General features: G+C 67.6%; 20 protein-coding genes. 11 read left to right on the top strand and 9 right to left on the bottom strand.

Translation table 11 applies throughout. The features are described from left to right. Position 1: 1 nt before the first annotated feature. Positions 2-727 (bottom strand): DoxX family protein, encoded by a 726-nt coding sequence (locus N416_RS0106080; protein ID WP_024441230.1) that lies wholly within the window; start codon positions 725-727, stop codon positions 2-4. A 243-nt stretch (positions 728-970) separates the two neighbouring features. Between N416_RS0106080 and N416_RS0106075 the strand changes: the two genes are divergently transcribed. After that, positions 971-1,669, top strand: a complete 699-nt coding sequence (locus tag N416_RS0106075; protein ID WP_024441229.1) for a sensor domain-containing protein — start codon at positions 971-973, stop codon at positions 1,667-1,669. 2 nt (positions 1,670-1,671) lie between these two features. Here N416_RS0106075 and N416_RS0106070 read toward each other — a convergent pair whose 3' ends face one another. The 4 genes from N416_RS0106070 to N416_RS0106055 are packed head-to-tail and all read right to left on the bottom strand — an operon-like array spanning position 1,672 to position 8,877. Next, positions 1,672-3,750: an FAD-dependent oxidoreductase gene (locus tag N416_RS0106070; protein WP_024441228.1), complete on the bottom strand. Its 2,079-nt coding sequence runs from the start codon at positions 3,748-3,750 to the stop codon at positions 1,672-1,674. After that, positions 3,747-6,950, bottom strand: a complete 3,204-nt coding sequence (locus tag N416_RS0106065) for an adenylate/guanylate cyclase domain-containing protein (RefSeq protein ID WP_024441227.1) — start codon at positions 6,948-6,950, stop codon at positions 3,747-3,749. The genes N416_RS0106070 and N416_RS0106065 overlap by 4 nt, the downstream gene beginning before the upstream one ends. After that, entirely contained in the window at positions 6,947-7,450 is a 504-nt protein-coding gene (locus N416_RS22085) for a hypothetical protein (RefSeq protein ID WP_051190191.1), read from the bottom strand. The genes N416_RS0106065 and N416_RS22085 overlap by 4 nt, the downstream gene beginning before the upstream one ends. Continuing rightward, the gene (locus tag N416_RS0106055; RefSeq protein ID WP_155943328.1) at positions 7,447-8,877 is read right to left on the bottom strand and encodes a hypothetical protein; all 1,431 of its coding nucleotides are present in this window, start codon (positions 8,875-8,877) and stop codon (positions 7,447-7,449) included. Before N416_RS0106055 ends, N416_RS22085 begins: the two co-directional genes overlap by 4 nt. 132 nt (positions 8,878-9,009) lie before the next feature. Here N416_RS0106055 and N416_RS0106050 point away from each other — a divergent pair, with 132 nt between their 5' ends. The 5 genes from N416_RS0106050 (at position 9,010) to N416_RS0106030 (ending at position 14,134) form a co-directional block, all read left to right on the top strand. Further along, complete coding sequence (locus N416_RS0106050) at positions 9,010-9,675, top strand: hypothetical protein (protein WP_024441224.1); 666 nt, start codon at positions 9,010-9,012, stop codon at positions 9,673-9,675. Beyond that, complete coding sequence (locus tag N416_RS0106045) at positions 9,672-10,721, top strand: polyprenyl synthetase family protein (protein WP_024441223.1); 1,050 nt, start codon at positions 9,672-9,674, stop codon at positions 10,719-10,721. Before N416_RS0106050 ends, N416_RS0106045 begins: the two co-directional genes overlap by 4 nt. Positions 10,722-10,751: 30 nt before the next feature. Further along, positions 10,752-11,516 carry an FAD-dependent thymidylate synthase gene (thyX, locus tag N416_RS0106040; RefSeq protein ID WP_024441222.1) on the top strand — a complete coding sequence of 255 codons (765 nt, stop codon included), beginning with the start codon at positions 10,752-10,754 and terminating at the stop codon, positions 11,514-11,516. An 85-nt stretch (positions 11,517-11,601) separates the two neighbouring features. Beyond that, positions 11,602-12,450 carry a 4-hydroxy-tetrahydrodipicolinate synthase gene (dapA, locus tag N416_RS0106035; RefSeq protein ID WP_231383997.1) on the top strand — a complete coding sequence of 283 codons (849 nt, stop codon included), beginning with the start codon at positions 11,602-11,604 and terminating at the stop codon, positions 12,448-12,450. A gap of 7 nt (positions 12,451-12,457) precedes the next feature. Continuing rightward, positions 12,458-14,134 carry a ribonuclease J gene (locus tag N416_RS0106030; RefSeq protein ID WP_024441220.1) on the top strand — a complete coding sequence of 559 codons (1,677 nt, stop codon included), beginning with the start codon at positions 12,458-12,460 and terminating at the stop codon, positions 14,132-14,134. A gap of 9 nt (positions 14,135-14,143) precedes the next feature. Here N416_RS0106030 and N416_RS0106025 read toward each other — a convergent pair whose 3' ends face one another. Beyond that, positions 14,144-14,974 carry a mycofactocin-coupled SDR family oxidoreductase gene (locus tag N416_RS0106025; RefSeq protein WP_024441219.1) on the bottom strand — a complete coding sequence of 277 codons (831 nt, stop codon included), beginning with the start codon at positions 14,972-14,974 and terminating at the stop codon, positions 14,144-14,146. Then, the gene (locus tag N416_RS0106020) at positions 14,974-15,288 is read right to left on the bottom strand and encodes a putative quinol monooxygenase (RefSeq protein WP_024441218.1); all 315 of its coding nucleotides are present in this window, start codon (positions 15,286-15,288) and stop codon (positions 14,974-14,976) included. The genes N416_RS0106025 and N416_RS0106020 overlap by 1 nt, the downstream gene beginning before the upstream one ends. A 134-nt stretch (positions 15,289-15,422) precedes the next feature. On the opposite strand from N416_RS0106020, the gene N416_RS0106015 reads away from it, so the two are divergent. Then, positions 15,423-18,023: a DNA translocase FtsK gene (locus tag N416_RS0106015; RefSeq protein WP_024441217.1), complete on the top strand. Its 2,601-nt coding sequence runs from the start codon at positions 15,423-15,425 to the stop codon at positions 18,021-18,023. 6 nt (positions 18,024-18,029) lie between these two features. Here the strand turns inward: N416_RS0106015 and N416_RS0106010 are convergent, their stop codons facing one another. After that, a complete protein-coding gene (locus N416_RS0106010; protein ID WP_024441216.1) occupies positions 18,030-19,394 on the bottom strand; it encodes a wax ester/triacylglycerol synthase family O-acyltransferase in 1,365 nt (454 codons plus the stop codon). Positions 19,395-19,576: 182 nt separating this feature from the next. Here N416_RS0106010 and N416_RS0106005 point away from each other — a divergent pair, with 182 nt between their 5' ends. Beyond that, positions 19,577-20,086 (top strand): DUF421 domain-containing protein, encoded by a 510-nt coding sequence (locus N416_RS0106005; RefSeq protein WP_024441215.1) that lies wholly within the window; start codon positions 19,577-19,579, stop codon positions 20,084-20,086. Positions 20,087-20,092: 6 nt separating this feature from the next. On the opposite strand, the gene N416_RS0106000 is transcribed toward N416_RS0106005, so the two are convergent. Continuing rightward, complete coding sequence (locus tag N416_RS0106000; protein WP_051190189.1) at positions 20,093-20,641, bottom strand: amino-acid N-acetyltransferase; 549 nt, start codon at positions 20,639-20,641, stop codon at positions 20,093-20,095. Positions 20,642-20,672: 31 nt separating this feature from the next. Between N416_RS0106000 and pgsA the strand changes: the two genes are divergently transcribed. From pgsA to pspA, 3 genes are all read left to right on the top strand, one after another. Continuing rightward, a complete protein-coding gene (gene pgsA / locus N416_RS0105995) occupies positions 20,673-21,260 on the top strand; it encodes a CDP-diacylglycerol--glycerol-3-phosphate 3-phosphatidyltransferase (protein ID WP_081654471.1) in 588 nt (195 codons plus the stop codon). 94 nt (positions 21,261-21,354) lie between these two features. Then, positions 21,355-21,705 (top strand): transcriptional regulator ClgR, encoded by a 351-nt coding sequence (gene clgR / locus N416_RS0105990; RefSeq protein ID WP_024441212.1) that lies wholly within the window; start codon positions 21,355-21,357, stop codon positions 21,703-21,705. A 105-nt stretch (positions 21,706-21,810) separates the two neighbouring features. Further along, positions 21,811-22,635 (top strand): phage shock protein PspA, encoded by an 825-nt coding sequence (gene pspA / locus N416_RS0105985; RefSeq protein WP_024441211.1) that lies wholly within the window; start codon positions 21,811-21,813, stop codon positions 22,633-22,635. The last annotated feature ends 4 nt before the right edge of the window (positions 22,636-22,639 follow it).

Below are 22,639 nucleotides of genomic sequence, written 5' to 3'. Positions count from 1 at the left end.
ACTAGGGGAGGTGCCGGCGCATGCGGCGGCGGGCGCTGTCGGCGAGCGTGATCGCACCGTCGCGGGCCGCGTGCGCCAGCTCGGTTCCCCGGTCCGCGGCGACTTCCGCGAGCTGTGTTCCCCGTTCGCCGGCCGACTCCAGTAACGGTCCGGCCTTTTCCCCGACCGCCTCGGCCAGCTCGCGGCCATGCTCCACGCCGGCGAGCAGGCTCGTGCTCACCTTCTCACCGACGGTCTCCAGCACGGCATCGCCGGAGGAAGTGGGCAAGGCGTCGGTTGCGCGACGATAGGCGCGACGGGCCCGCCAGCCCAGCGAAGGCTTTCCTTCGGTGTCGGCGGCCGCGATCAACAATCCGCCGATCAGGCTGACGTCGGTCAAGAACGCTTTGCGTTGTTCGTTCTTGCGTTCGGGGTCGGATTCCGTCCAGAACATGTGCGCCCCGGCGCTCCCTGGAATGACCGTGCATGCCAGCACCGCAGCCGCAACCCGTGGCAGCCTGCCGCTGGCCAGCAGGACGCCGCCACCGATCTGTGCCAGCGCGTTCGCCTTGGCGAATGCTTCGACATCGGAAGGCACCTTGGCCGCTACCTCGTCGGGTAACTGTTTGAGGCCGTCGAACGCTGGACGCGCCGCCTGCCCGGCTTGCTGCGGCCGGCGCAACGCGTCCACGCCTTGACCGATAAACGCTGCCGCGAGCAGTGGACGTGCGATCTTCCGTAGCAACACTGGGGCCCCTATCGCCGGTCGGATTACTGTTCGGCACGCTCGCGTGCCTGATTCCGCAGCGGCCTTGGCTCGGGATACCCGTTGGGGCTTACACCGTAAACGTCGACCGTCAACGTCGAGGTGGGCGGACCGGTCGTCACCGGCGAATCTCGGCCGCCGGCGCTAGGGTGGCGACGGGGAGTTGATCGGCCGCGCTGATGACTGGCGTGCCGATCCGGGGTCGGGCGTTGTCGGGGTGGTTGTATGCGGGTTTCTTCTGCGTGGGGGCTTGTTGTCGGGGGTGCGGTGCTGGCCGCCGGATGTGGAAGTCACGAACTCAAAGTCGTGTCGAGCACCACATCGTCGGTGCCAACCGCCACCGTGACGGCAGCGCCCGTCGCTGAGGACGCCCTGCGCGCTCTTTTGCTCAGCCCCGAGCAGATCAACCCGATCATGGAGGCGACCGACATGGCCGTCACCCGTACCCATACCGCCCTGTCGGACGACAGCGCCACCATGCAACCTCAAGAGTGCCTGGCGATCGACGGTGCGGCTCAGGAGCCGGTATACGCCGACAGCGGCTACATCGCAGTGCGGGACCAGACGCTCAGTGAGGGCGACGATTTCGAACACTTCGCCGAACAGGCCGTAGTGGCGTTTCCGTCGGCCAAGCAAGCCGCCGCATTTCTTGCCCACGCCACCCGGCAATGGCCGGCCTGCCATGAATACAGCCATGTGCAGAGCGGCACCACCTGGATCGCCGGCCCCATCGTCAACGCCGACGGCATGCTCAGCACCGTCGCGACCCAAGACAATGCCGGAAACGAGGTGAGCTGGGCCTGCGGGCGGGCGCTGACCGTGGTCAACAACGTCGTGATTGACGTCAACACCTGCAGCGCGGATCCCAAGAACACCGCGGTGGTCATCGCTGAGCAGATCGCAGCCAAAGTGCCCAACCGCTGACGTCAGGGCAGGTATAGGCCCCGAATGCGGTGGTATCGGTGTCGCCCCGCCAGGACGTTCGCGGCCTGCAGTCCAGACATGACGGCCGCTTCGATGCACCCGGCGTTCATGCCGGAGTCGGTCCAGTCGCCGGCCAGAACCAGGTTGTCGTAGCCGCTTTCGTCGGCGCGCAACCGGTACCGGTCGGTTCCCGGGATCGACTGCACATACCGGTCCGAGGGATCGACATTCACGCTGATGTGTTGGGTTTCCAATGCTGCGCAGTCGGTTTCGCCGTCGGACCCGCTGAGCAACCGCCAGTCGAAGCCTGCTTCGCTGACGGCGCCGGGAAGGAACCGGTGTAGGTGACGGTCGAGGTGGTGGGCGACTTGTCCCCGAACCTGCTGCCGATGTCGGTGCAGGTAGCCCGGACCGGTCTCATCGGTGGGCCACGCCGCATCCAGGGTGCCGCAGAAGTAGGCCACTGTGCCGGGGCGATCATGCTCGGGCCAGTCTTCGGCCCACAGCGTCTGCGGCATGGAGGCCCACGTCTCGAACGGGGGAACGTAGGCACTGAGCGTCACGCCGGGCTCCTGCCAGCCCAGTGCCGGTTCATCCGGGCGCAACCAGATCTGGAAGGCCTGGGTGGCGACGGTGCGGACCTCCGTGGTCATCCGTCGCCACTCGGGCCGGTCTTCGATCAGCTCGGTGGCGACCACCGGCAGCATGCCCAGGGATACGGCCAGGACGGCGTGATCGAAGTCGACACCCCTACGCAGCACCCGTGACTCGGCGTCGGGGTAGTCCGACCAGTGCGTTTCCAGCGCATGCCAACCATCGGGGGGGACCTGGTCAGGTGCCGCCAATTGGTTGGTCAGCGGCGTGCTGGGGAACACCGGCAGCCCCCGCACCGTGGTCAACGGCTCGTAGCTTGTCAGGCCGTCGGCCAGGTGCAGTTGCCGCCCCAGCGTGATGGTGTCGACTGCTCGTCGCGCGGCGTCCAGGTGGAGGGCATCGAGGCGGTGGAAGAACTCGAAGGTGACACCGCGACGCCGCAACGCCTGGTACAGCGGAGCGATGACGACGTCGCCCATTCCGGCGGTCATCTTCCAGAAGATCGACCCGTGGTAGCCGAACAGCACCTGGCCGGTCAGAAACACCGCCAGCCCCGCGGCGAACGCGGGCTGGTCGGGATCGCCGTCGCGGTACCCGAACACCAGGTCGTACATGCCACGTACCAAAGCGAATTCGGTGACATCGGGGTGCGCGCCGTGGCGCAGGATCCAGTCGTTGAAATCTTCGTCGTTGATCGCCCGCATTCCGCGCGGGTCGGTGACCAGGTGGTCGGCGAGGATTCCGCGGATCACCGCGGTCATCAGCGAGAGCAGCAGCCAGGACCGCCGGTGGTCGGGCCGTCGCTCATAGTCCAGGGCGGCGCGCACCGCCGCCACCGCGCCGTCGACCTTCCCGGGCAGGCCGGCGCCGGCGGCCTGCGGATCGCCCAGGGCGAGCAGTATTGCCACGGCCGCATCGGTCACCGCCTCGATCCATCGCTGCGTGGGCGGCGGCTCCGGGTGGACGGACAACGTGATTCCGGGCGCGGTGGTGCCGCGCAGCGATTCGGCGAAATCGCGAACGAGACGCAGTGCCCGGACGGTGAACTCCACCACCGTCATCTCCCGGCCGGTGCCGCCGGGAGCGCCGGGTGACCCGTCGGTTCGGGTGAAGGTGCCCAGCCAGATCAACCACTCGCTGCCGAGCCGGTCGGCCAGCCCCACGTTGTCCGCCGGAATCAGCGCTTGGTCCCAAGTGCTGATCGGTGCTGCCGGATCAGTTGTGGCCCGGTCGAGTTCGGTGTAGCACTCGCGAAGCAGGGCGAAGGCGTTCTGATAAGAGCCCAGCCAGATATGCAGGCCGTGCTCTTCGATGCGTCCGTGCCGGCCACGGCTGGAAGCTCCCTTGCCGCCGAGGCGCCAACCGCGTTGATAGACGGTGATGGAGTCGAAGCGGTCTCGCCAACCGGGTTCGCTAAGCCGCCAGGCGGCACTCAGCGCGGCCATGCCTCCGCCCAGGATGACTACCTTGCCACCCGGCGGACTCACCTGAGCAGCGTTCTGGCTCGATCCAGCTCCGTCCAGTCGGAATCGGCGAGGAAGTGCGTCATGGCGCCGGCCAACAGGTCACGTGCGGAATCCCCCTGCAGGTCGACAAGATCCATCGCCGCGCGCAGTTCGTAGATGTGCGCCGCCTGCCGGCGTGCCGTCTCGATGGCGCAGCGCAGATCGCGGTCGCGTGCCGCGGCGTCACCGCGGGTGTGTGACCGTATCCGCAGCAATTCGGCGCGGTAGAAGTTCACCGCGGTCTCATCGGCCAACGCCAGCGCGCCGTTGAGGCATTCGTGGGCCTGCGCGGTGTCGCCGACGGCAATCAGCAACCGGGCCAGTACCCCGTCGTAGTAGGTAGAGAACAGCTTGACCTCGGCCGCCCGCAAGGCAGAACCGATTTCGGTCATCGTCGCGATGTGGGGTGCCAACCGGGCTGGGTCGGTGTGCTCGCCCGCCAGCGCCGACAACGCGTCGACGGCGCCGCGCTGATTGGCCGCGATCATCGTCCAGTACTCGAATCCGTGCCGCTCGGCCTGCGCAGCCAGTACCGTCACCACCTCGCCGGCGCGTTCGAGTAGGCCGGCCTCCATGCACATGTAGATCTCGGTGAATCGTTGGTAGCAGTGGCTGAATGGGCCTTGCGGGAAGCCGATATCTTCTGCCCGCCTGACGGTTTCGGATAACTGCTCGTCGGCGCCGGTGAGATCGCCTTGGACGAATCGTGCCATCGCCAAGTGCATGTGCATGGAAGCGAGCGCATCGCTGGGAATGAACCACAGAGATTCGAAATCGGGCAGGGGCGCTTCCTTCATCTCCGCGACGGCCTGCTCCAACAGCGCTCGGGCCTTGCCGAAGTCACCAAGAAACCAGGCGACCATGCCGAACGCCGCGGCGTTTGTCGGACCGAACCACTTCCGCTCATCGGGTCGCTTCGATCTGGCGTACTCGGCCACGCGCAGGGCGCGGCGCAGGTCGCCACGGGGCAGGTAGTAGGCCCACAACGCAGTCATCGTCGACATGAAGCAGTCCTGTCGGGGATCGGTGGCCCCGAGCTTCAGGCAGCATTCGAAGTCCTTGGCCGCCTTCGGGCTGGCAGTACCTTCCACCGCCGAGGTGAGGAAGCCACGCCGAAGCCGATACAGCACTTCGCGGCGATCGCGAGACGGTCCCTCCGCCGCTAGCCGGAGTTGTTCGATGGCCTGGCTGAGGCAGGCGCGGGCCTCGTCGAGGGCACCGCGCTGCCGGGCGTCGTACGCAGCTTTCTGGTGGGCGTCGGCGGCGGCCTCGAACCGCTCCGCCACCCGGTAGTGCAGGGCGACCAGATGCCAATCCGGATTGTCTGAGTCGCTGACCAGGGTGTCGGCGACTCGACCATGCAGCTGGCGCCGAACGCTGGGCGGAGGCAACTCGTAGGCGACCTCGCGGAGCAGCTCATGCCGGAAACGCCAGCGGTCCTTGGTCACCGGCTCGAAGACCCGCGCCGCAACCAGGGCTGCAACAGCATCCTCGAGATCACCGGCTGCGAGGTCGAGGACTGCGCCGAGCATGGCGCGATCGAATTCCCTGCCGACGGTGGAGGCGGCTTCGACCACCTGAATCGTGTTGCTGCTGGCGCGAAGCCGAGAGAACAGCGGCTCGTAGAGGGCGTCGGGAACCCGCGCCCACCCCGCCGCGTCCTGCGGCTGCTCGTGCAACTTGGCGACCACCTCTTCGATATAGAGCGGCACACCGTCGCAGCGCCGCTGAACCTCGGCGCGTTCGGCGCCGGGCAGGGCAGGATTCAGCACTGCGATCAACTCATCGGTCTGTGTCGCCGTCAACGGTGCGAGCTCGAACACCTTGAGCTGGGGCAGATCCGGCAGCGAGTTCAGCTCGCGGGCGGTCAACACCATGAGCAGCGTTCCCGGGGCGGTCGCGAGCAACGACGCGACCACATCGCGTGTCGATGGGTCGAACCACTGCAGATCTTCGGCCAACAGCACCGCCGGCCCAGCACCGGCGCAGGCGAGCAGGTAGCCGACGACGGCCTCGATGACCTGCCCGTAGAGCTTGGCGCCCTCGGCCCGGGTGGGCTGATAGCCACCTTCGGCCGGAATCTCCAATGCGGCAGCCAACAACGGCACCATCGTGACCGGATCCAAGCCGCGCGCCGTGACCTCGTCTTCGAGAAGTCGCAGCCGGTCGGATTGTGCCGTCGTCCGCTCGATCCCGGCCCGCTGTTCCAGCAGGGTGCGAATGGGGTGGAGCCCGGCGTCGGCGTGAAACGGCGATCCGATCAGGGCGAGCACCGGCCTGCCGGACTGTTCGGCCAGTTCTGCTGCGGCGGTGGCCAATCGGCTCTTGCCCATGCCCGCCTCGCCACTGAAGCAGATCCCCGGAACGCTCAACACACCGTGCCGGGCGTGATTCCAGGCGTCTCGCAGGTGCGTGAGCTCGAGGTCGCGGCCGACCAGCCGGCCCAGCGGAACCCGAGAGCGGCCGACGTGTTCCTTGACGACGCGATAGTGCTCGACCGGCTCGTCGATGCCCTTGACCGGTTGAGCCGGTTGGGCCTCGAGCTCGAAGTGGCCGGCCACCAACGGTGCAACGGCCGCCGACACCACGACACCGCCGGGCGGGGCCAGGCCTGAGACGCGAGAGGCCAGGTTGGCGCCCAGTCCGTACACGTCGTCCTGTGCCACATCGAGATACACCATGCCGCGATGCACGCCCACCCGGACTGCGATGTCGAAACCGAACCGCGCTCGCACCCGATCGCTGAGGCGGTCCACTTCGCGGGTGATGTCGAGGCCGGCCTGTACCGCTCGCCGCACGTCGTTCTCGTGGGCGCTGGGGTGGCCGAACACGGCGAGCAGCCCGTCGCCCTTGGTGGAGAAGACGTGGCCTTCATAGCGGTTCACGATCTCGTCGACCTGCTGGCGGTAGCGGCCGATCACCGTCCGATAGATCTCCGGCTCGATTCGGGTCGACAATGCTGTCGAGTTGACCACATCAGCGAAAAGTATCGTCAGCCTGCGTAGTTCACCGGAGCCCGCGAGTGGTGCGCAGAGCAGGTCTTCGGCGTCCTGGTTGCCGATGTCGACGGTGAGCACCTGCTCGGCGAGTGCGCTGGCGGTGGCGCGGTCGCCGCTGTTCGCCGCTTGAATCGCGTGATCCAGCAGTTCGTCGATCTCGGCGGGCTCCTCGCTGACGCTCATAGGTCGACGATGACGTCCATTATCTGGGCCGGTGCGGTGGCGGGCGGCAGACAGGACAACCGAATCCGGCCGCGATAGGTGCCGCTGACGTAAGTCGGCCCGCGCACCCCCACCCGGAATCGGGTGGCATAGGGCCGTAGCACACCCGGTACCAACACCAGTGCCTGCGGCGGGAGCGCGTACGAGGTTCCCTCGGCGACGAAGGGTGCGGCGACCGACAGCACCCGCTCGTATCCGGGACCCGGCGGCGCCTCGAGAAATTCGGAGAGCTCGACGTCGGAGCACTGCGCGCCGCACTGCGCCAGCACGGCGCCGGACATCTCGTAACCCGCGGTGGCAACCAGATTGACCAGTTGGCGGACCGACTGCGCCCACTGTGCTGAACCGAACGTGCCCTCGCCGATCCGCTGGTCCGCGTCGCGCACGATGGCTCCGGCCTGGTCGACCAGCTGTCGCGACCGCTGCGCGTACTGGTGAATGCCCTCGGTGATGTCTTTCATGCGCCACCGCCCTGAGGTGGAGTGCGCATCCGCTGCAGGTAGCGCCACGGGTCGGTCACCAGCCGGGCGGTCAGATCGGCGGCGAACGCGATCGACTCCTCGACCGGAGGTACGCCGCTCGCGTATTTGGCGGCCAACGCCGCGCTGCGCTGCGACATCTCGTCGATGCATTCGTCGAGCATCTCGATGGCCACCGTGATCGCCCGCTGCGTCGGGTCCGGCTCGGCCGGGGGCGCCGGCGCCGTTGGGCCACCCTGCTGGCCGGCGGTCGGTGTGGACGGTTGCCACGGGGTCCAACCCGCCGGGCCCTCCTGCGCCCGCTTGGCCACGCCGCCGAGCAACATCTCGACACCCTGGTCGCCGTAACCCAGCACGCAGGCGAACAGGGCGGTGGGAAACCAGCCCAGGTTGCGGAAGCCCACGACTTTCCTGGTGCGCACCTGCACACCGTGCAGCGTCGGATCGTCGACTGTCGACGTCATCCGGATGAAGCCTTCGTCGATCACCATGGCGCCGTCGCCGTGCTCCCCGGGCGCCGGGTCGTCGTCGAGCGTGTAGTCGACCCAGGCCGTGGGTTTGGGGACCGGGGCGCCGACCGCGGGCCCCTTCCAGTACTTGAGCGGCGTCCGCATCTGCGGCATGCCGGCGATCCCGCAGGTGGTGCTGAAGTGTTCGAGCACCCGGCTCCAGCCGTCGGGGCGGGTCGGCATGGCGTCCATCGCGCAGAAGAACGGCAGGCAGCGCGCCCAGTTCAGCGGGTCGATGACGTCTTTCAGGTCGTTCAGCGACACCTTCGTGCTGCTGAATTCCGTGGTCAGCACCACGCACAGCCGCCCGCGCACCCACTTGGGTTTGGCGTTGCACAGCGGGACTACGGCGACGTCGGCGTTCAACGAACCCGACAACACCACCTGCGTCCAGTCGTCGCGGCCGCCGAACTCGTTGCGCAGCATCTCGAGCAGTTCGGCTCCGTCGCCGGCTCCGGCCAAGGCGAGAGTCTGGGTGAAGGCCGCGTCCCACTCACCCGGCGGGTAGTAAGACGGCAGGTGACTCAACGCACCGATCGCATAAACCATGCGGGACAACTCAACCGACGTCAGCTGCGCGGGCTGCGGCGCGGCGGCGGCGGCGGCGAAGGGGCCGGCGTCGGTCATCGGCTGAGACCGGGCCGGCGTTGTCGCCTGGTTCTGCAAGACGGTCAATGCCTGGCTCAAATCGGGCACCGCCGGTGATTCGGGCCGCTCGGGGTCGAAATCGTGCGACTGGCCCAGGAAGCCGAGCAATTCGTCGTACCACCCGGCATTAGCTCCGGTGCTGCCCGGAAGATAACGCTCGACAGTGGCTTCGATTTCCGGGTCTCCGGTGTTGATGACCGCTTGATCGAGAGCGCCGTAAAGCGCCAGCAGAGATTGAGCAGCAGTTGCCATATCGGTCGCCACCATTGGGCCTCCGATCTCCCGATTAAGCAGGTAGTATACGGCGTTCGGGTCGTTTACCGGCAAGCTTGGCAAAGCGTATTTTTTAGCAGAGTAAGGCTGATTTCCTTAAGGAGGGAATCGGTGGCTGACAAAACGTTCGGTGACGGCACTATCGATGATTTGCCGTGGGCGTCAATTTTCGATCCCGCGGCCAATGCGCGCGCCCTCAGTGCCATCCAGGCTGAAGGATTCCGGGCGGCTCGCCGAATCATCGATCGATTCGCCCAAGCGGCCGAGATCTCGCCGGACCGCGGCTCTGCCGAACACGGCAATGGGGCCGAGCCGACCGGGCTGCCGCAGTGGGAACAGCTGACCCGGGCCTGGTGGTCGGCGGCCGGGCAGTTCCTGCTTCGGTCGCAGCCGGTCCGGCCACCCGGCGCGGACGGGTCCGTGGCGCTGGAACTCGATGCATCAGCATCCAAGGACGCATTGACGCTGTCCGTTACCGGGCCGGGTTCGGCCACCGGCGAGGTGTGGCTGCACAACCGGGAGTCCGAGGACCGCGTGGCGGTCCGGTTGCGTTGCGGTGAGTTGCTCGGTCACGGTGGCCGCGCGATCGACGCCGGCGCGGTGCGAATCGACCCCGCCGTGGTGCCGATGCCGCGACGGTCCAGTCGGGGCGTGCAGATCACCGTCGACGTGGGCCCCGACGTCTGCCCCGGTACCTACCGCGGCACCCTGCTGGCGATCGGGTGCCCGGCTCTGTGGTTGCCCGTGGTGCTCACCGTCGCGGCGCAAGAGTCGTGACCGACATCGCCGACCGCGGATCGGTGGCCGGGGTCGATGAGCGCTTGGGTGAAGTCGCCAGAATTGTCCGCCGCGCCATGCTCGACGCCCTGCCCGACGGTGAGCCCGCCAAGTGGCTGTATGCACCGCTGCGGGCATACCCCCAGCGGCCGGGCAAGGCGCTGCGGCCCGCCCTATGCCTGTCCGCCGGCCGGGCTTTCGGCGCGGATACCGACGCGTTACTCGGTGTCGCCGTCGCGATCGAGTTGCTGCACAACGCCTTCCTGGTCCACGACGACGTCGCCGATGGCAGTGAAATGCGCCGGGGCAGGCCGACTTTGGGCGCCATATACGGCATGGCGACGGCGATCAACACCGGTGATGCACTGGCATTGGTCGCCGGGCAGGTACTGCGGCGAGCAACCCGGCAGCTTGACCGTGATCTGGCCGAACTGGTGTGGGCTGAGTTCGACACCATGGCGCTGCGGACACTGGAGGGGCAGGCGATCGAAGTGGGCTGGCAGGCCGACAATGTCGATGATCTGCGGCCCGAGGACTATCTGAATCTGATCCTGCACAAGACCTGCTGGTACACCACCATCCACCCGCTGCGGGTGGGGGCGATCGTGGGATCGCGTGGCACCGCCGAGCTGGGGCCGCTGGTGCGGTTCGGGTTTCATTTCGGCGCCGCGTTTCAGATCCGCGACGACCTGCTGAACCTGGCCGGCGACGAACGGATCTACGGCAAGGAGATCTTGGGCGATCTCTACGAAGGGAAGCGGACGCTGCCGCTGATCCATCTGTTGACCGTGGCGCGGAGGCCCGATCGGGACCTGCTCGCGGACTATCTGCACCGCAGTCGGTCACAGCGCTCGGCCGCGCTGGTGCGACGGGTGCGAACTCTGATGGACGACTACGGCAGCATCGCGTTCACCCGCCAGTACGCCGAGGGCATTCTGCTGGCGGCCCGGGAGTACTTCGAGCGGGCATTCGCCGAGGCCCGCCCCGGCCCGGATCTGGAGTTCCTGCGGTCGCTGGTGCCCTACGTGTGGGCGCGTTGGCGCTGACACAGGCCCGGCACGCTTAAGGTGAGTGCTGTGGCCGAGACGGCGCCGCTGCGCGTGCAACTGATTGCCAAGACCGAGTTCACTCCGCCGCCGGACGTGCCGTGGAGCACCGATGCCGACGGTGGGGCGGCACTGGTCGAGTTCGCCGGTCGGGCCTGCTACCAGAGCTGGTCGAAGCCCAACCCGCGAACCGCCACCAATGCCAGCTACCTGCAGCACATCATCGACGTCGGGCACTTCTCGGTGCTGGAGCACGCCTCGGTGACTTTCTACATCACCGGCATCTCCCGGTCAGCCACTCACGAACTGATCCGGCACCGGCACTTCTCGTTCTCCCAGCTGTCGCAGCGGTACGTGCCGGAGCCGGACTCGCGGGTCGTGGTTCCTCCCGGCATGGAGGACGATCCCGAACTTCAGCAGATCCTCACCGACGCCGCAGACGCCAGTCGCGCCGCCTACGTCGAACTGCTGGCCCGGCTGGAAGCCAAATTCGCGGCGGGCCAGGCCGTCGAGACCATGGGGGCGCTGCGGCGCAAGCAGGCCCGGCAGGCCGCTCGTGCCGTGCTGCCCAACGCCACCGAGACCCGCATCGTGGTGACGGGCAACTACCGGGCCTGGCGGCATTTCATCGCGATGCGGGCCAGCGAGCACGCCGATGTCGAGATCCGCCGGCTGGCCGTCGAGTGCCTGCGGCAGCTCACCGACGTGGCTCCGGCGGCGTTCGGGGACTTCCATATCAGCGCGCTGGCCGACGGCACCGAAGTCGCGACCAGCCCGCTCGCCACCGAGGTCTGAGCAACTCTGGGGGCCAGGTAATCTTGGGGCCGTGAGCAGCAGCGGATTCGACGCCAGGGCGCAGTTCGGCACCGTGCTGACCGCCATGGTGACCCCCTTCGGCGCGGACGGCTCGGTGGACACCGATGCCGCCGTGCGCCTGGCCAATCGCCTCATCGACGCCGGTTGCGACGGTTTGGTGATCTCGGGCACCACTGGCGAGTCGCCGACCACCGCGGACTACGAGAAGCTCACGCTGCTGCGTGCGGTGGTCGAGGCGGTCGGTGACCGTGCTCGCATCATCGCCGGGGCCGGCAGCAACGACACCGAGCACAGCGTGCGCCTCGCCGAGGCCTGCGCCGGGGTCGGCGCGCACGGCCTGCTGGTGGTGACGCCGTACTACTCGCGTCCATCGCAGGCCGGCCTGTTGGCGCACTTCACCGCCGTCGCCGACGCCAGCGCACTGCCGGTCATGCTCTACGACATCCCGGCCCGCTCGGTGGTGCCGATCGCACCGGACACCATCTTCGAACTGGCAGAACACCCCAACATCGTCGCGATCAAGGACGCCAAGGGGGATCTGCACGCCGGAGCGCAGATCATCGCCGAGACCGGATTGGCCTACTACTCCGGCGATGACGCCCTCAACCTGCCGTGGCTGGCCATGGGCGCCACCGGATTCGTCAGCGTGATCTCGCACTTCGCGGCCGCGCAGTTGCGCGACATGCTGGCCGCCTTCGCGGCCGGCGACGTGGAAACCGCCCGAAAGATCAACGTCTCGATCGCCTCGCTGTCCAACGCGATGGGTCGCATCGGCGGAGTGACCTTCGTCAAGGCCGGTCTGCGGTTGCAGGGGTTCGAGGCCGGCGACCCGCGGTTGCCGATGGTCCCGGCGTCCGCCGCCGAGGTCGACGAACTCGCCATCGACATGCGCGCCGCGTCCGTCCTCGGGTGAGGCGCGGGTGACTGACGATCTCTCCCCGCCGGGTCCGCTGACCGAAGGCGGCCTGCGCATCACCGCGCTCGGCGGCATCAGCGAAATCGGCCGCAATATGACCGTTTTCGAACACCTCGGCCGGCTGCTGATCATCGACTGCGGCGTACTCTTCCCGGGCCACGATGAGCCCGGCGTCGACCTGATCCTGCCGGACATTCGCCACATCCAAGACCGGCTCGACGACGTCGAGGCGCTGGTGCTGACCCACGCCCACGAAGACCACATCGGCGCCATCCCGTTCCTGCTCAAACTGCGGGCCGACATCCCGGTGGTCGGTTCGAAGTTCACCCTGGCCCTGGTCGCGGCCAAGTGCCGGGAACACCGCATCAAGCCCGTCTTCGTCCAGGTGGCCGAAGGCCAGCGCAGCACCCACGGGGTGTTCGAATGCGAGTACTTCGCGGTGAACCACTCCATCCCGGACGCACTGGCGATCGCGGTCCACACCGGCGCGGGGACCGTGCTGCACACCGGCGATATCAAGCTCGACCAGCTGCCCCCGGACGGGCGGCCCACCGACCTGCCCGGGATGTCGCGCCTGGGCGACAAGGGCGTGGACCTGTTCCTCTGCGACTCGACGAATGCCGAGATTCCCGGTGTCGGTCCCAGCGAGAGCGAAGTGGGCCCCACCCTGCACCGGCTGATCCGCGGCGCCGAGGGCCGGGTGATCGTGGCCTGCTTTGCCTCGAACGTGGACCGGGTCCAGCAGATCGTCGACGCCGCGGTCGCGCTGGGCCGACGAGTCGCGTTCGTCGGCCGGTCGATGGTCCGCAACATGGGCATCGCCAAGGACCTGGGCTTCCTGCGGGTGGCGGACTCGGATCTGGTCGACATCGGCGCAGCCGAGATGATGCCGCCGGAGAAGGTGGTGCTGGTCACCACCGGTACGCAGGGTGAACCGCTGTCGGCGCTGTCACGGATGTCGCGAGGCGAGCACCGGTCCATCACGCTGACTGCCGGCGATCTGGTGGTGTTGTCGTCGTCGTTGATTCCCGGCAACGAGGAAGCCGTGTACGGCGTGATGGACGCACTGGCCAAGATCGGTGCCCGGGTGGTCACCAATGCCCAGGCGCGCGTCCATGTCTCCGGGCACGCCTACTCCGGCGAACTGCTGTTCCTCTACAACGGGATTCGGCCCCGCAACGTGATGCCGGTACACGGCACTTGGAGGATGATGCGCGCCAACGCCGCGCTGGCCGTCCGTACCGGGGTGCCGGAGGAATCCATTCTGCTGGCCGAGAACGGGGTCAGTGTGGACCTGATCGCCGGTCAGGCACGCATCGCCGGGGCTGTGCCGACCGGCAAGATGTTCGTCGACGGGCTCGTCGACGGCGATGTCGGCGATGCGACTCTGGGGGAGCGGTTGATCCTGTCCAGCGGATTCGTCGCGGTCACGGTGGTGGTGCGCCGTGGGACGGGCAAGCCGGTTGCGCCGCCGTACCTGCACTCGCGCGGCTTCTCCGAAGACCCCAAGGCGCTGGAGCCGGCGGCCCGCAAGGTCGAGGCCGAGTTGGAATCACTTGCCGCAGAGCAAGTCACCGATCCGATCCGGATCGCTCAGGCGGTGCGCCGCACGGTGGGCAAGTGGGTGGGTGAGGTCTACCGGCGTCAGCCGATGATCGTGCCGACGGTGATCGAGGTCTGAGCCGACGGGCTACCTCTTGTTGATGAACCCGGCGTCGACGGGCAAGGTGATGCCGGTGATGTAGCGGGCCGCATCGGATACCAGCCAGGCCACCGCATTGGCGATGTCCTCCGGTTCCAGCACCTGAACCGGCAGCGCATTGCCCATGTCCGGTGGCGTACCTGTCGCGGTGGCGAGGTCGGCCAGCCAACCCCGGACGTAGTCGTTGTTGATCATCGGGGTGTCGACTCCGGCCGGGTGCACCGAATTCACTCGAATGCTGTGCTGCGCCAGCAGGTTTGCGTAGACCCGCATCAGTCCTACCAGCCCGTGCTTGGCCGCGGTGTAACCGATGGCCCCGGCATCGTGGCTGCCGATGCCGGCCAGGCCGGCGGCCGAGCTGATCAGCACGATCGACCCGCCGTCGCCCTGGTCGATCATCGTCGGAATCGCGGCCTCGATGGTGTGGTAAACCCCGGTCAGATTGACGTCGATGACGTCGTGCCAGCCGTCGGCCGCGGCCATCGGGGCGATGCCGGCGTTGGCCACCACGATGTCCAGCCGGCCCAGCTCGTCGATGCCGGCCTGCACTGCGGCGCCCAACGCCACCTGATCACGCACATCGGCCTGGCGGGCCACGATGCGCGCGCCGGTGTCTTCGACCAGCTTGACCGTGGCCGCCAAGTCCTCGGCGTCCGCCAGCGGATAGGGCACGCTGTCGATCTGCTCGCACAGGTCGACAGCGATGATGTCGGCTCCGTCGGCGGCCAATCGCAGGGCATGGGCGCGGCCCTGGCCGCGGGCCGCGCCGGTGATCAGCGCGACTTTCCCGCGCAGGACACCGTCCGAGGGTCGGGACATCACGGCCGCAATTGGCCCTTAGCCGGGTCGCCCGACGGTACAGCGTTGAGCAGCTTGATCTCGGGCGCGCCGGCCAGGTGCTCGCCGAGGCTGCCGAACAGTTCGCCGGAGGCAGGCGAGGTCGAGTGAGCCTTCAGGGCCTCGGCGTCGGCCCACTGCTCGATGAAGACGAACGACCCGTCGGCCTCGTGCAGGGAGTACAACTGGCAGCCCGGTTCTTCGTGCACCTGTGCCACCGCCTTGGTGCAGATCTCGCGGACGGCCTCGACCGATTCCGGCTTGACGGCGAAGGTGGCGACGACGACCACGGGCATATTGCGACTCCTTGGCAGGTAGGGGATTCACCGGTCACCCTACCCAGCCTGTGGCCCAATGCGCCCTGAACCGATCCGTCGGGGCCAGTGTGGCTTATGGTGCAGATGGGGTAATTGCGACTAGGCTTGCCGCTATGGCTAGTAAGACCGCTGCTAGTAGGGCTCCCGCGCGTTCCGGTACCCGAACGACCAGGGCAAAAGCCGGTTCCAAGGCCACCGCCAAGGGTGGTTCGCGGCCCGCTCGGTCCCGCCCGGCAGCCAAGCCGCGCCGCTCCACCCGGCAGCATTCGGCTCCGGTGGCGCTCGGGATGGCCTGCGGACGCCTCGCCCGCGCCACCTGGCTGATGGTCGCCAAGGGTGCTGGCGGCGCGGCACGCTCGGTGGGCCGCGCCCACGACATCGACCCCGGCCATCGCCGCGACGGCATCGCGCTGGCTCTGCTGGGATTTGCCGTGGTGACCGCCGCCAGCTGCTGGCTGGATGCCGCCCGGCCGGTCGGGGCGTGGATCGACACCGGTCTGCGCGCCGTGATCGGCGGAGCGGTGGTGCTGCTCCCGCTGCTGGCCGCCGCGGGCGCCGTGCTGCTGATGCGCACCGAACCCGACCCGGAGAACCGGCCCCGGCTAATCCTCGGATCGGCCATGATCGGGCTGCCGATCCTGGGGCTGTGGCACCTGTGGTCGGGGGCACCGCAGAGCCCCGACGGCCGTCTGCATGGCGCCGGCTTTGTGGGGTTCGCGATCGGCGGCCCGCTCGCCGACGGACTCACGGCGTGGATCGCCGCGCCGTTGTTGTGCATCGGTGTGCTGTTCGGCGTGTTGTTGCTGACCGGGACCACCCTGCGTGAGGCGCCCGAGACGTTGCGAACGATGTTCCGCGGCGACTACGACGACGGCTATTACGACGACTACGACGACTACGACTACGACGACGACCAGGACTACGGCCAGGACTACGGCCAGGACTACGACGGCGCCGAGGACGTCGACGCCGGCGACACCGGAGTCGGCAACCAGGCCGGCGGCACCAGCCGGTTCGGCACCCTCGATCCGGACGCTCGAGTCGACGACGCTCCGGACTGGCAATCACGCACCCCGCTGGACAACTACCCGCTCGATGAAGAGCCCCCCGCGCCGGCGCCCCCGGTCAAACCCGTGCGCCGAAAGGCCGCGAAGGAACCCAAGTCGGCCAAACCCACCGACGCCACAGTCGTCCTCGACCGGGTGGTGGAGGGCCCCTACACGCTGCCCGCGCTGAGTCTGCTGGTCGCCGGGGACCCGCCGAAAACGCGCACCGCCGCCAACGACCAGATGGCCGATGCGATCACCTCGGTGCTGGAGCAGTTCAAAGTCGACGCGGCGGTCACCGGCTGCACCCGCGGTCCCACCGTCACCCGCTATGAGGTGGAGCTGGGGCCCGGAGTCAAGGTCGAGAAGATCACCGCCCTGCAGCGCAACATCGCCTACGCGGTGGCCACCGAGAGTGTGCGGATGCTGGCCCCCATCCCGGGCAAGTCCGCCGTCGGTATCGAGGTGCCCAACACCGACCGCGAACTGGTGCGACTGGCCGACGTGCTGACCGCGCCGTCCACCCGCGGCGATCACCATCCGCTGGTGATCGGACTGGGCAAGGACATCGAGGGTGACTTCATCTGCGCCAACCTGGCCAAGATGCCGCACCTGCTGGTGGCCGGCTCCACCGGTTCGGGTAAGTCCAGCTTCGTCAACTCGATGCTGGTGTCGCTGCTGGCGCGCGCCACCCCCGAAGAGGTCAGGATGATCCTGATCGACCCGAAGATGGTGGAACTCACGCCGTACGAAGGCATTCCGCACCTGATCACCCCGATCATCACCGAACCGAAGAAGGCAGCCGCGGCGCTGGCCTGGCTGGTCGAGGAGATGGAGCAGCGCTACCAGGACATGAAGTCTTCCCGGGTGCGCCACATCAACGACTTCAACGACAAGGTCCGCTCCGGGGAGATCACCACGCCACTGGGCAGTGAACGGGTTTACCGGCCTTACCCCTACATCCTCGCGGTCGTCGATGAACTCGCCGATCTGATGATGACCGCACCGCGCGACGTCGAGGACGCGATCGTGCGGATCACCCAGAAGGCCCGCGCCGCCGGCATCCACCTGGTGCTGGCCACTCAGAGGCCGTCGGTGGACGTCGTCACCGGTCTGATCAAGACCAATGTGCCGTCTCGGCTGGCGTTCGCCACGTCGTCGCTCACCGATTCCCGAGTCATCCTCGACCAGCCGGGCGCCGAAAAGCTGATCGGCATGGGCGACGGGTTGTTCCTGCCGATGGGCGCCAACAAGCCGATCCGGCTGCAGGGGGCGTTTATCTCCGACGAGGAGATCCAGGCCGTCGTCAGCGCCTGCAAGGACCAAGCCGAGCCCGAGTACACCGAGGGCGTCACCGCCGTGAAGCCCAGCGGCGACCGGGCCGATGTCGACCCCGACATCGGCGACGACATGGATGTCTTCCTGCAGGCCGTCGAACTTGTGGTGTCGAGCCAGTTCGGTTCCACCTCGATGCTGCAGCGAAAGTTGCGGGTCGGCTTCGCCAAGGCGGGCCGGCTGATGGACTTGATGGAGACCCGCGACATCGTCGGCCCCTCCGAGGGCTCTAAGGCCCGGCAGGTGCTGGTCAAGCCCGATGAGCTGGCCGCGACGCTGATGCTGATCCGCGGCGGCGCCGCCCCCGACGACGACGGCGACGACGAGTTCTAGTCGCGGTTACGCGCTGTGCACCAAGGCCAGACCATGCCAGTCGCGCAACGGCTTGCGCCGCTTGCTGCGTGCCACCAGCCGGGCCACCGCGGCCTCTAACCCACGGGTCAGTTCGTCGACCGCAGCGAATTCGAAGTCGGCCAGTATCCCGACGAACAGTTCCCCGGCGTAGCTGAGGACCGACACGCCGGTGCGAAGCTGCATGGCGATCGGCGGTACCGGCAGCACCGCGGCCACGTCGCACCCCATGATCTGCAACGGTTCTGACGGGCCGGGGACGTTGGTCGCCAACGCCACCACGCCGCGCTGGTGGACCTGTCCGAGCAACCGGGCCGCCCAGGCCGACCATGCGACGGGCAGCAGGCCCGCGGCCGACATGATCGCGCGTCCGGCGTGCCGCTGCCCGCCGGCTTTGGCCTGCGCCAGCCGGGAGCGCACGGCCAGCAACCGCTTGACCGGGTTTGACTCCTCGATCGGCAGACGCGGCAACAGCAACGACACCCGGTTGTCGGGATAGCCCGGCGCATCGGCAGAGCCGGCCGAAACGGGTACCAGAGTGCGTAGCGAATCGGATTGGGGCACTTGGCCACGACGGATCATGAAGTCGCGGTAGCTCTCGGTCAGGGCTGCCAACACCACGTCATTGACGGTCACATCGAAGACCCGACAGACCTGCTCGATGTCGCCGAGCGGAACCCGTGCTGCGCTGTAGCGGCGGCGGCTGGTGATCGGACCGTTCAGCGACGACGAACTCGGTTGCAGCAAGCCGGTCGCGAGTTCCACCGCGCCGCGCAGGTTGTACATCCAATGCACCGGGTTGAGGTCCAGCACCGGCCGACTGCGCGGGGGCTGCGCCGCTTCGCGCGGCGCCGCGGCGGCGTGGGCCGCCAAATGGGCGAACCCGTTGTCGGACAAGCCGGTCAGCATGTGTGCGGCCGCAGTGCCATCGGCGATGCAGTGGTGCACCTTCATCAGCAGCGCCCACCTGTCACCGCTGAGACCGCTGATCACCCAGATCTCCCACAGCGGACGGTTGCGGTCCAACCGCCACGACATCACGTCGGCAACCACCGTGTGCAGTTCGGCGTCTCCGCCGGGGGAGGGCGCCGCTACCCGGCCGATGTGGTGGGCGAGGTCGAAGTGGGGGTCGTCCACCCACTCGGGTGCGCTCAGGTCCAAAGCATGGCGCACCAGGCGCTGCCCGAACCGCGGGCAGGCGCGCAGGCGTTCGGCCAGCGTTGCCTGCAGCGAGGCGTGGTCGGGAACCGGACCGTGGAGGACGGCCAGCGTTCCGGTGGCCATGCTGACGTTGTGGTCGGAATCCTCGACGCCCAGAAAGCCGGCGTTCAGGGGGCTCAGGTACTCGGCCACGGCTACCTCCAGTTGTCTGCAACTGTCAGTACCACTATCTCCTGTTCCGCCGGCGCGCGGCAGGGCCGGAAGTCCCCGGTTTCGGCGGCCGTGGCACCCACCAGACACATGCTGGACACGGACCGGATACGGACCGGACACCAGCGGTTTTCCCAGGCCGGAATCGCGCGTAATCTCGCCACGTGGATTGGGCACGACTTTTCGCTTTCGATACCCCGCCCTCGGAGATCTTTATCCGCGGAACCGTCATCTACATCGCGATATATGCGCTGCTGCGGGTGGTACTGAAACGCGAGGCAGGCACCAACGGCATCACGGATCTCATCGTCGTGGTGTTGATCGCCGACGCGGCGCAGAACGGGATGGCCGGTGGCTACCGATCGATCAGTGACGGCATCCTGCTGGTCGGGGTGATCATCGGCTGGTCCTACCTGCTGAATTGGATGGCGCACCGCTGGCCTTCGGTGGCGAGGGTCCTGCGACCGGGGCCGCTGTTGGTGATCTACGACGGCGCCTTCCTCTACGCCAATATGCGCAAAGAGATGATCACCGAGGAGCAGGTCCGCGAGCAGGCGCGCAAACAGGGGATCGCCGACCTGTCGGTAGTCCGTGAGGGTCGGATGGAATCCGACGGACAGTTCAGTTTTCTCATCGGCGCCCCCCGCCGGGCACGCGATCTCGTCAGTGACTAGGGGAGGCTAGAGGACCAGCAACATCCGGGTGTTGCCCAAGGTATTGGGCTTGACGTAGCTCAGGTCCAAGAATTCGGCCACACCGACGTCGTAGGAGCGTTGCATCTCCTCGAACACCTCCGCGGTCACCGGCGTGCCGTCGATCTCGGTGAAGCCGTGGCTGGCGAAGAACTCGGTCTCGAAGGTCAGCACGAACAGCCGCTGCAACTGCAGTTCGCGGGCGACCTGAAGCAGCCGGTCGACGATCGCGTGTCCGATACCGCGACCGGTCAGGGTCGGGTCCACCGCGATGGTGCGGACCTCGCCGAGGTCGGACCACAACACATGCAGCGCGCCGCAGCCCACCACCTGCTGATCGGCGTCCTCGGCAACCCAGAATTCCTGGACCGCCTCATACAGCGTCACCAGGTTCTTTTCCAGCAGGATCTTGCCGGCATAGACGTCCACCAGCTGCTTGATCGCCGGGACGTCCGAGGTGCGGGCACGCCGGACCACAGGCTGCCCCGCCGGTGGATCTGCCGCAAGACTCACAGCTGCACAGTATCGGTTTCTCATTTCGGGCAGGGCAACAGATATTCTGACCTCCGTGTCGGGACAGCCAAAGACCGGTCCAGCGGTGACGCATGTCCCCGTGGTCAACCTCGCGAACGCGTTGACCGTCATGCGGATGGGGCTGGTCCCGGTCTTCCTGCTGGCGCTGTTCGCCGAGGGCGGCCACGATCCCAAGACCCGTATCGCGGCATTCGTCATCTTCGCCGTTGCCATCATCACCGACCGGCTGGACGGCGCCCTGGCCCGTAACTACGGCATGGTGACCGAGTTCGGCACGTTGGCCGACCCGATCGCCGACAAGGCGCTGATCGGCGCGGCGCTGATCGGCCTGTCGATGCTGGGCGACCTGTGGTGGTGGGTGACGGTGGTGATTCTGGTCCGCGAGATCGGGATCACCCTGCTCAGGTTCGCCGTGCTGCACCGAGGGGTGATCCCGGCCAGCCGCGGCGGCAAGCTCAAGACCCTGGTGCAGGCGGTCGGTATCGGCCTGCTCGTCTTGCCGCTGCAAGGTCCCTGGCTGGTGACGGCCTGGACGGTGATGACCGCGGCGGTGGTCCTGACGGTACTGACCGGCCTGGACTACATCGTTTCGGCGGTGACCGACCTGCGCGGCGCCGCATGAAAACTGCCGAATCCGGGAACCCATTCGGGTGCCGCGCACGTTGACCTTGGTGACTGTTCGGTTTTCCAAGGTTGGCCCGTGAGGGGAGTGCACGATGACGACATTGCTGCGGGAGTCGGTCGGCGAGGTGCTGCGTCAAGCCCGGACCTCTCAGGGCCGCACGCTGCGTGAGGTGTCGGACGCGGCGCGAGTCAGTCTGGGTTACCTCTCGGAGGTCGAACGGGGCCGCAAGGAAGCGTCCAGCGAGCTGCTCAACGCGATCTGCGCGGCGTTGCGGATCCCGTTGTCGACGGTGCTCTTCGACGCCGGAACCCGGCTGGCGCAGGCCGAGCGGGCCGAACTGGCAGTGCGCAACGCCCGCAGCGGCGAGGTGACCCGCATCGACGCCGGCACCAAGGTGGTGATCCCGCCGATTCGGACGCTGGCATCGGTAGCCTCGGCGTGACGCGCCCGGGCTGAACACCCACCCGAGCACCGTCGACCCGATAAATTGATCACCGGTACCGGCGGTAGAGCCACAACACTGGAAACAAGCAGACGGAGCTGACTGATGGCCAACCCGTTCGTCAAGGCGTGGAAGTACTTGATGGCGCTGTTCAACTCGAAGATCGACGAGCACGCGGATCCCAAGGTGCAGATCCAGCAGGCGATCGAAGAGGCGCAGCGTCAGCACCAGGCCCTGACCCAGCAGGCGGCGCAGGTGATCGGCAACCAGCGGCAGTTGGAGATGCGTCTGAACCGGCAACTGGCCGACATCGAGAAGCTCCAGGTCAACGTGCGCCAGGCCCTGACCCTGGCCGACCAGGCCACAGCCGCCGGCGACGCCGCGAAGGCCACCGAGTACAACAACGCCGCGGAGGCGTTCGCCGCCCAGCTGGTCACCGCCGAGCAGAGCGTGGAAGACCTCAAGGCGCTGCACGACCAGGCGCTGTCCGCGGCGATGCAGGCCAAGAAGGCCGTCGAGCAGAACGCCATGGTGCTGCAGCAGAAGATCGCCGAGCGCACCAAGCTGCTCAGCCAGCTTGAGCAGGCCAAGATGCAGGAGCAGGTCAGCGCCTCGCTGCGCTCAATGAGCGAGATCGCTGCTCCCGGAACCACTCCCAGCCTCGACGAGGTGCGCGACAAGATCGAACGGCGTTACGCCAATGCGATCGGGGCAGCCGAGTTGGCGCAGGGCTCGGTGCAGGGCCGGATGCTCGAGGTCGAGCAGGCAGGTGTGCAGATGGCCGGTCATTCCCGGCTGGAGCAGATCCGGGCGTCCATGCGGGGCGAGTCGCTGCCGGCGGGTGGCTCTACCACCGCCGCGGGCCAGGCCACTCCGGCAACCCCGCAATCTGGCACCAACCCCACCCCCGAGAATCCGCTGGGACGGTAGTCAG

This window comes from Mycobacterium sp. UM_WGJ (genome assembly GCF_000455125.1).
Taxonomy (GTDB): domain Bacteria; phylum Actinomycetota; class Actinomycetes; order Mycobacteriales; family Mycobacteriaceae; genus Mycobacterium.
This window is presented reverse-complemented; position numbering and strand designations above follow the sequence as displayed.

Bases quoted from the DNA above. Each gene is read 5' to 3' on its own strand.
- N416_RS0106075 (WP_024441229.1), top strand. From the start codon at position 971: ATGCGGGTTTCTTCTGCGTGGGGGCTTGTTGTCGGGGGTGCGGTGCTG.
- N416_RS0106065 (WP_024441227.1), bottom strand. From the start codon at position 6,950: ATGAGCGTCAGCGAGGAGCCCGCCGAGATCGACGAACTGCTGGATCAC.
- N416_RS22085 (WP_051190191.1), bottom strand. From the start codon at position 7,450: ATGAAAGACATCACCGAGGGCATTCACCAGTACGCGCAGCGGTCGCGA.
- N416_RS0106055 (WP_155943328.1), bottom strand. From the start codon at position 8,877: ATGGCAACTGCTGCTCAATCTCTGCTGGCGCTTTACGGCGCTCTCGAT.
- dapA (WP_231383997.1), top strand. From the start codon at position 11,602: ATGGTGACCCCCTTCGGCGCGGACGGCTCGGTGGACACCGATGCCGCC.
- N416_RS0106025 (WP_024441219.1), bottom strand. From the start codon at position 14,974: ATGTCCCGACCCTCGGACGGTGTCCTGCGCGGGAAAGTCGCGCTGATC.
- N416_RS0106020 (WP_024441218.1), bottom strand. From the start codon at position 15,288: ATGCCCGTGGTCGTCGTCGCCACCTTCGCCGTCAAGCCGGAATCGGTC.
- N416_RS0106015 (WP_024441217.1), top strand. From the start codon at position 15,423: ATGGCTAGTAAGACCGCTGCTAGTAGGGCTCCCGCGCGTTCCGGTACC.
- N416_RS0106000 (WP_051190189.1), bottom strand. From the start codon at position 20,641: ATGAGAAACCGATACTGTGCAGCTGTGAGTCTTGCGGCAGATCCACCG.
- clgR (WP_024441212.1), top strand. From the start codon at position 21,355: ATGACGACATTGCTGCGGGAGTCGGTCGGCGAGGTGCTGCGTCAAGCC.
- pspA (WP_024441211.1), top strand. From the start codon at position 21,811: ATGGCCAACCCGTTCGTCAAGGCGTGGAAGTACTTGATGGCGCTGTTC.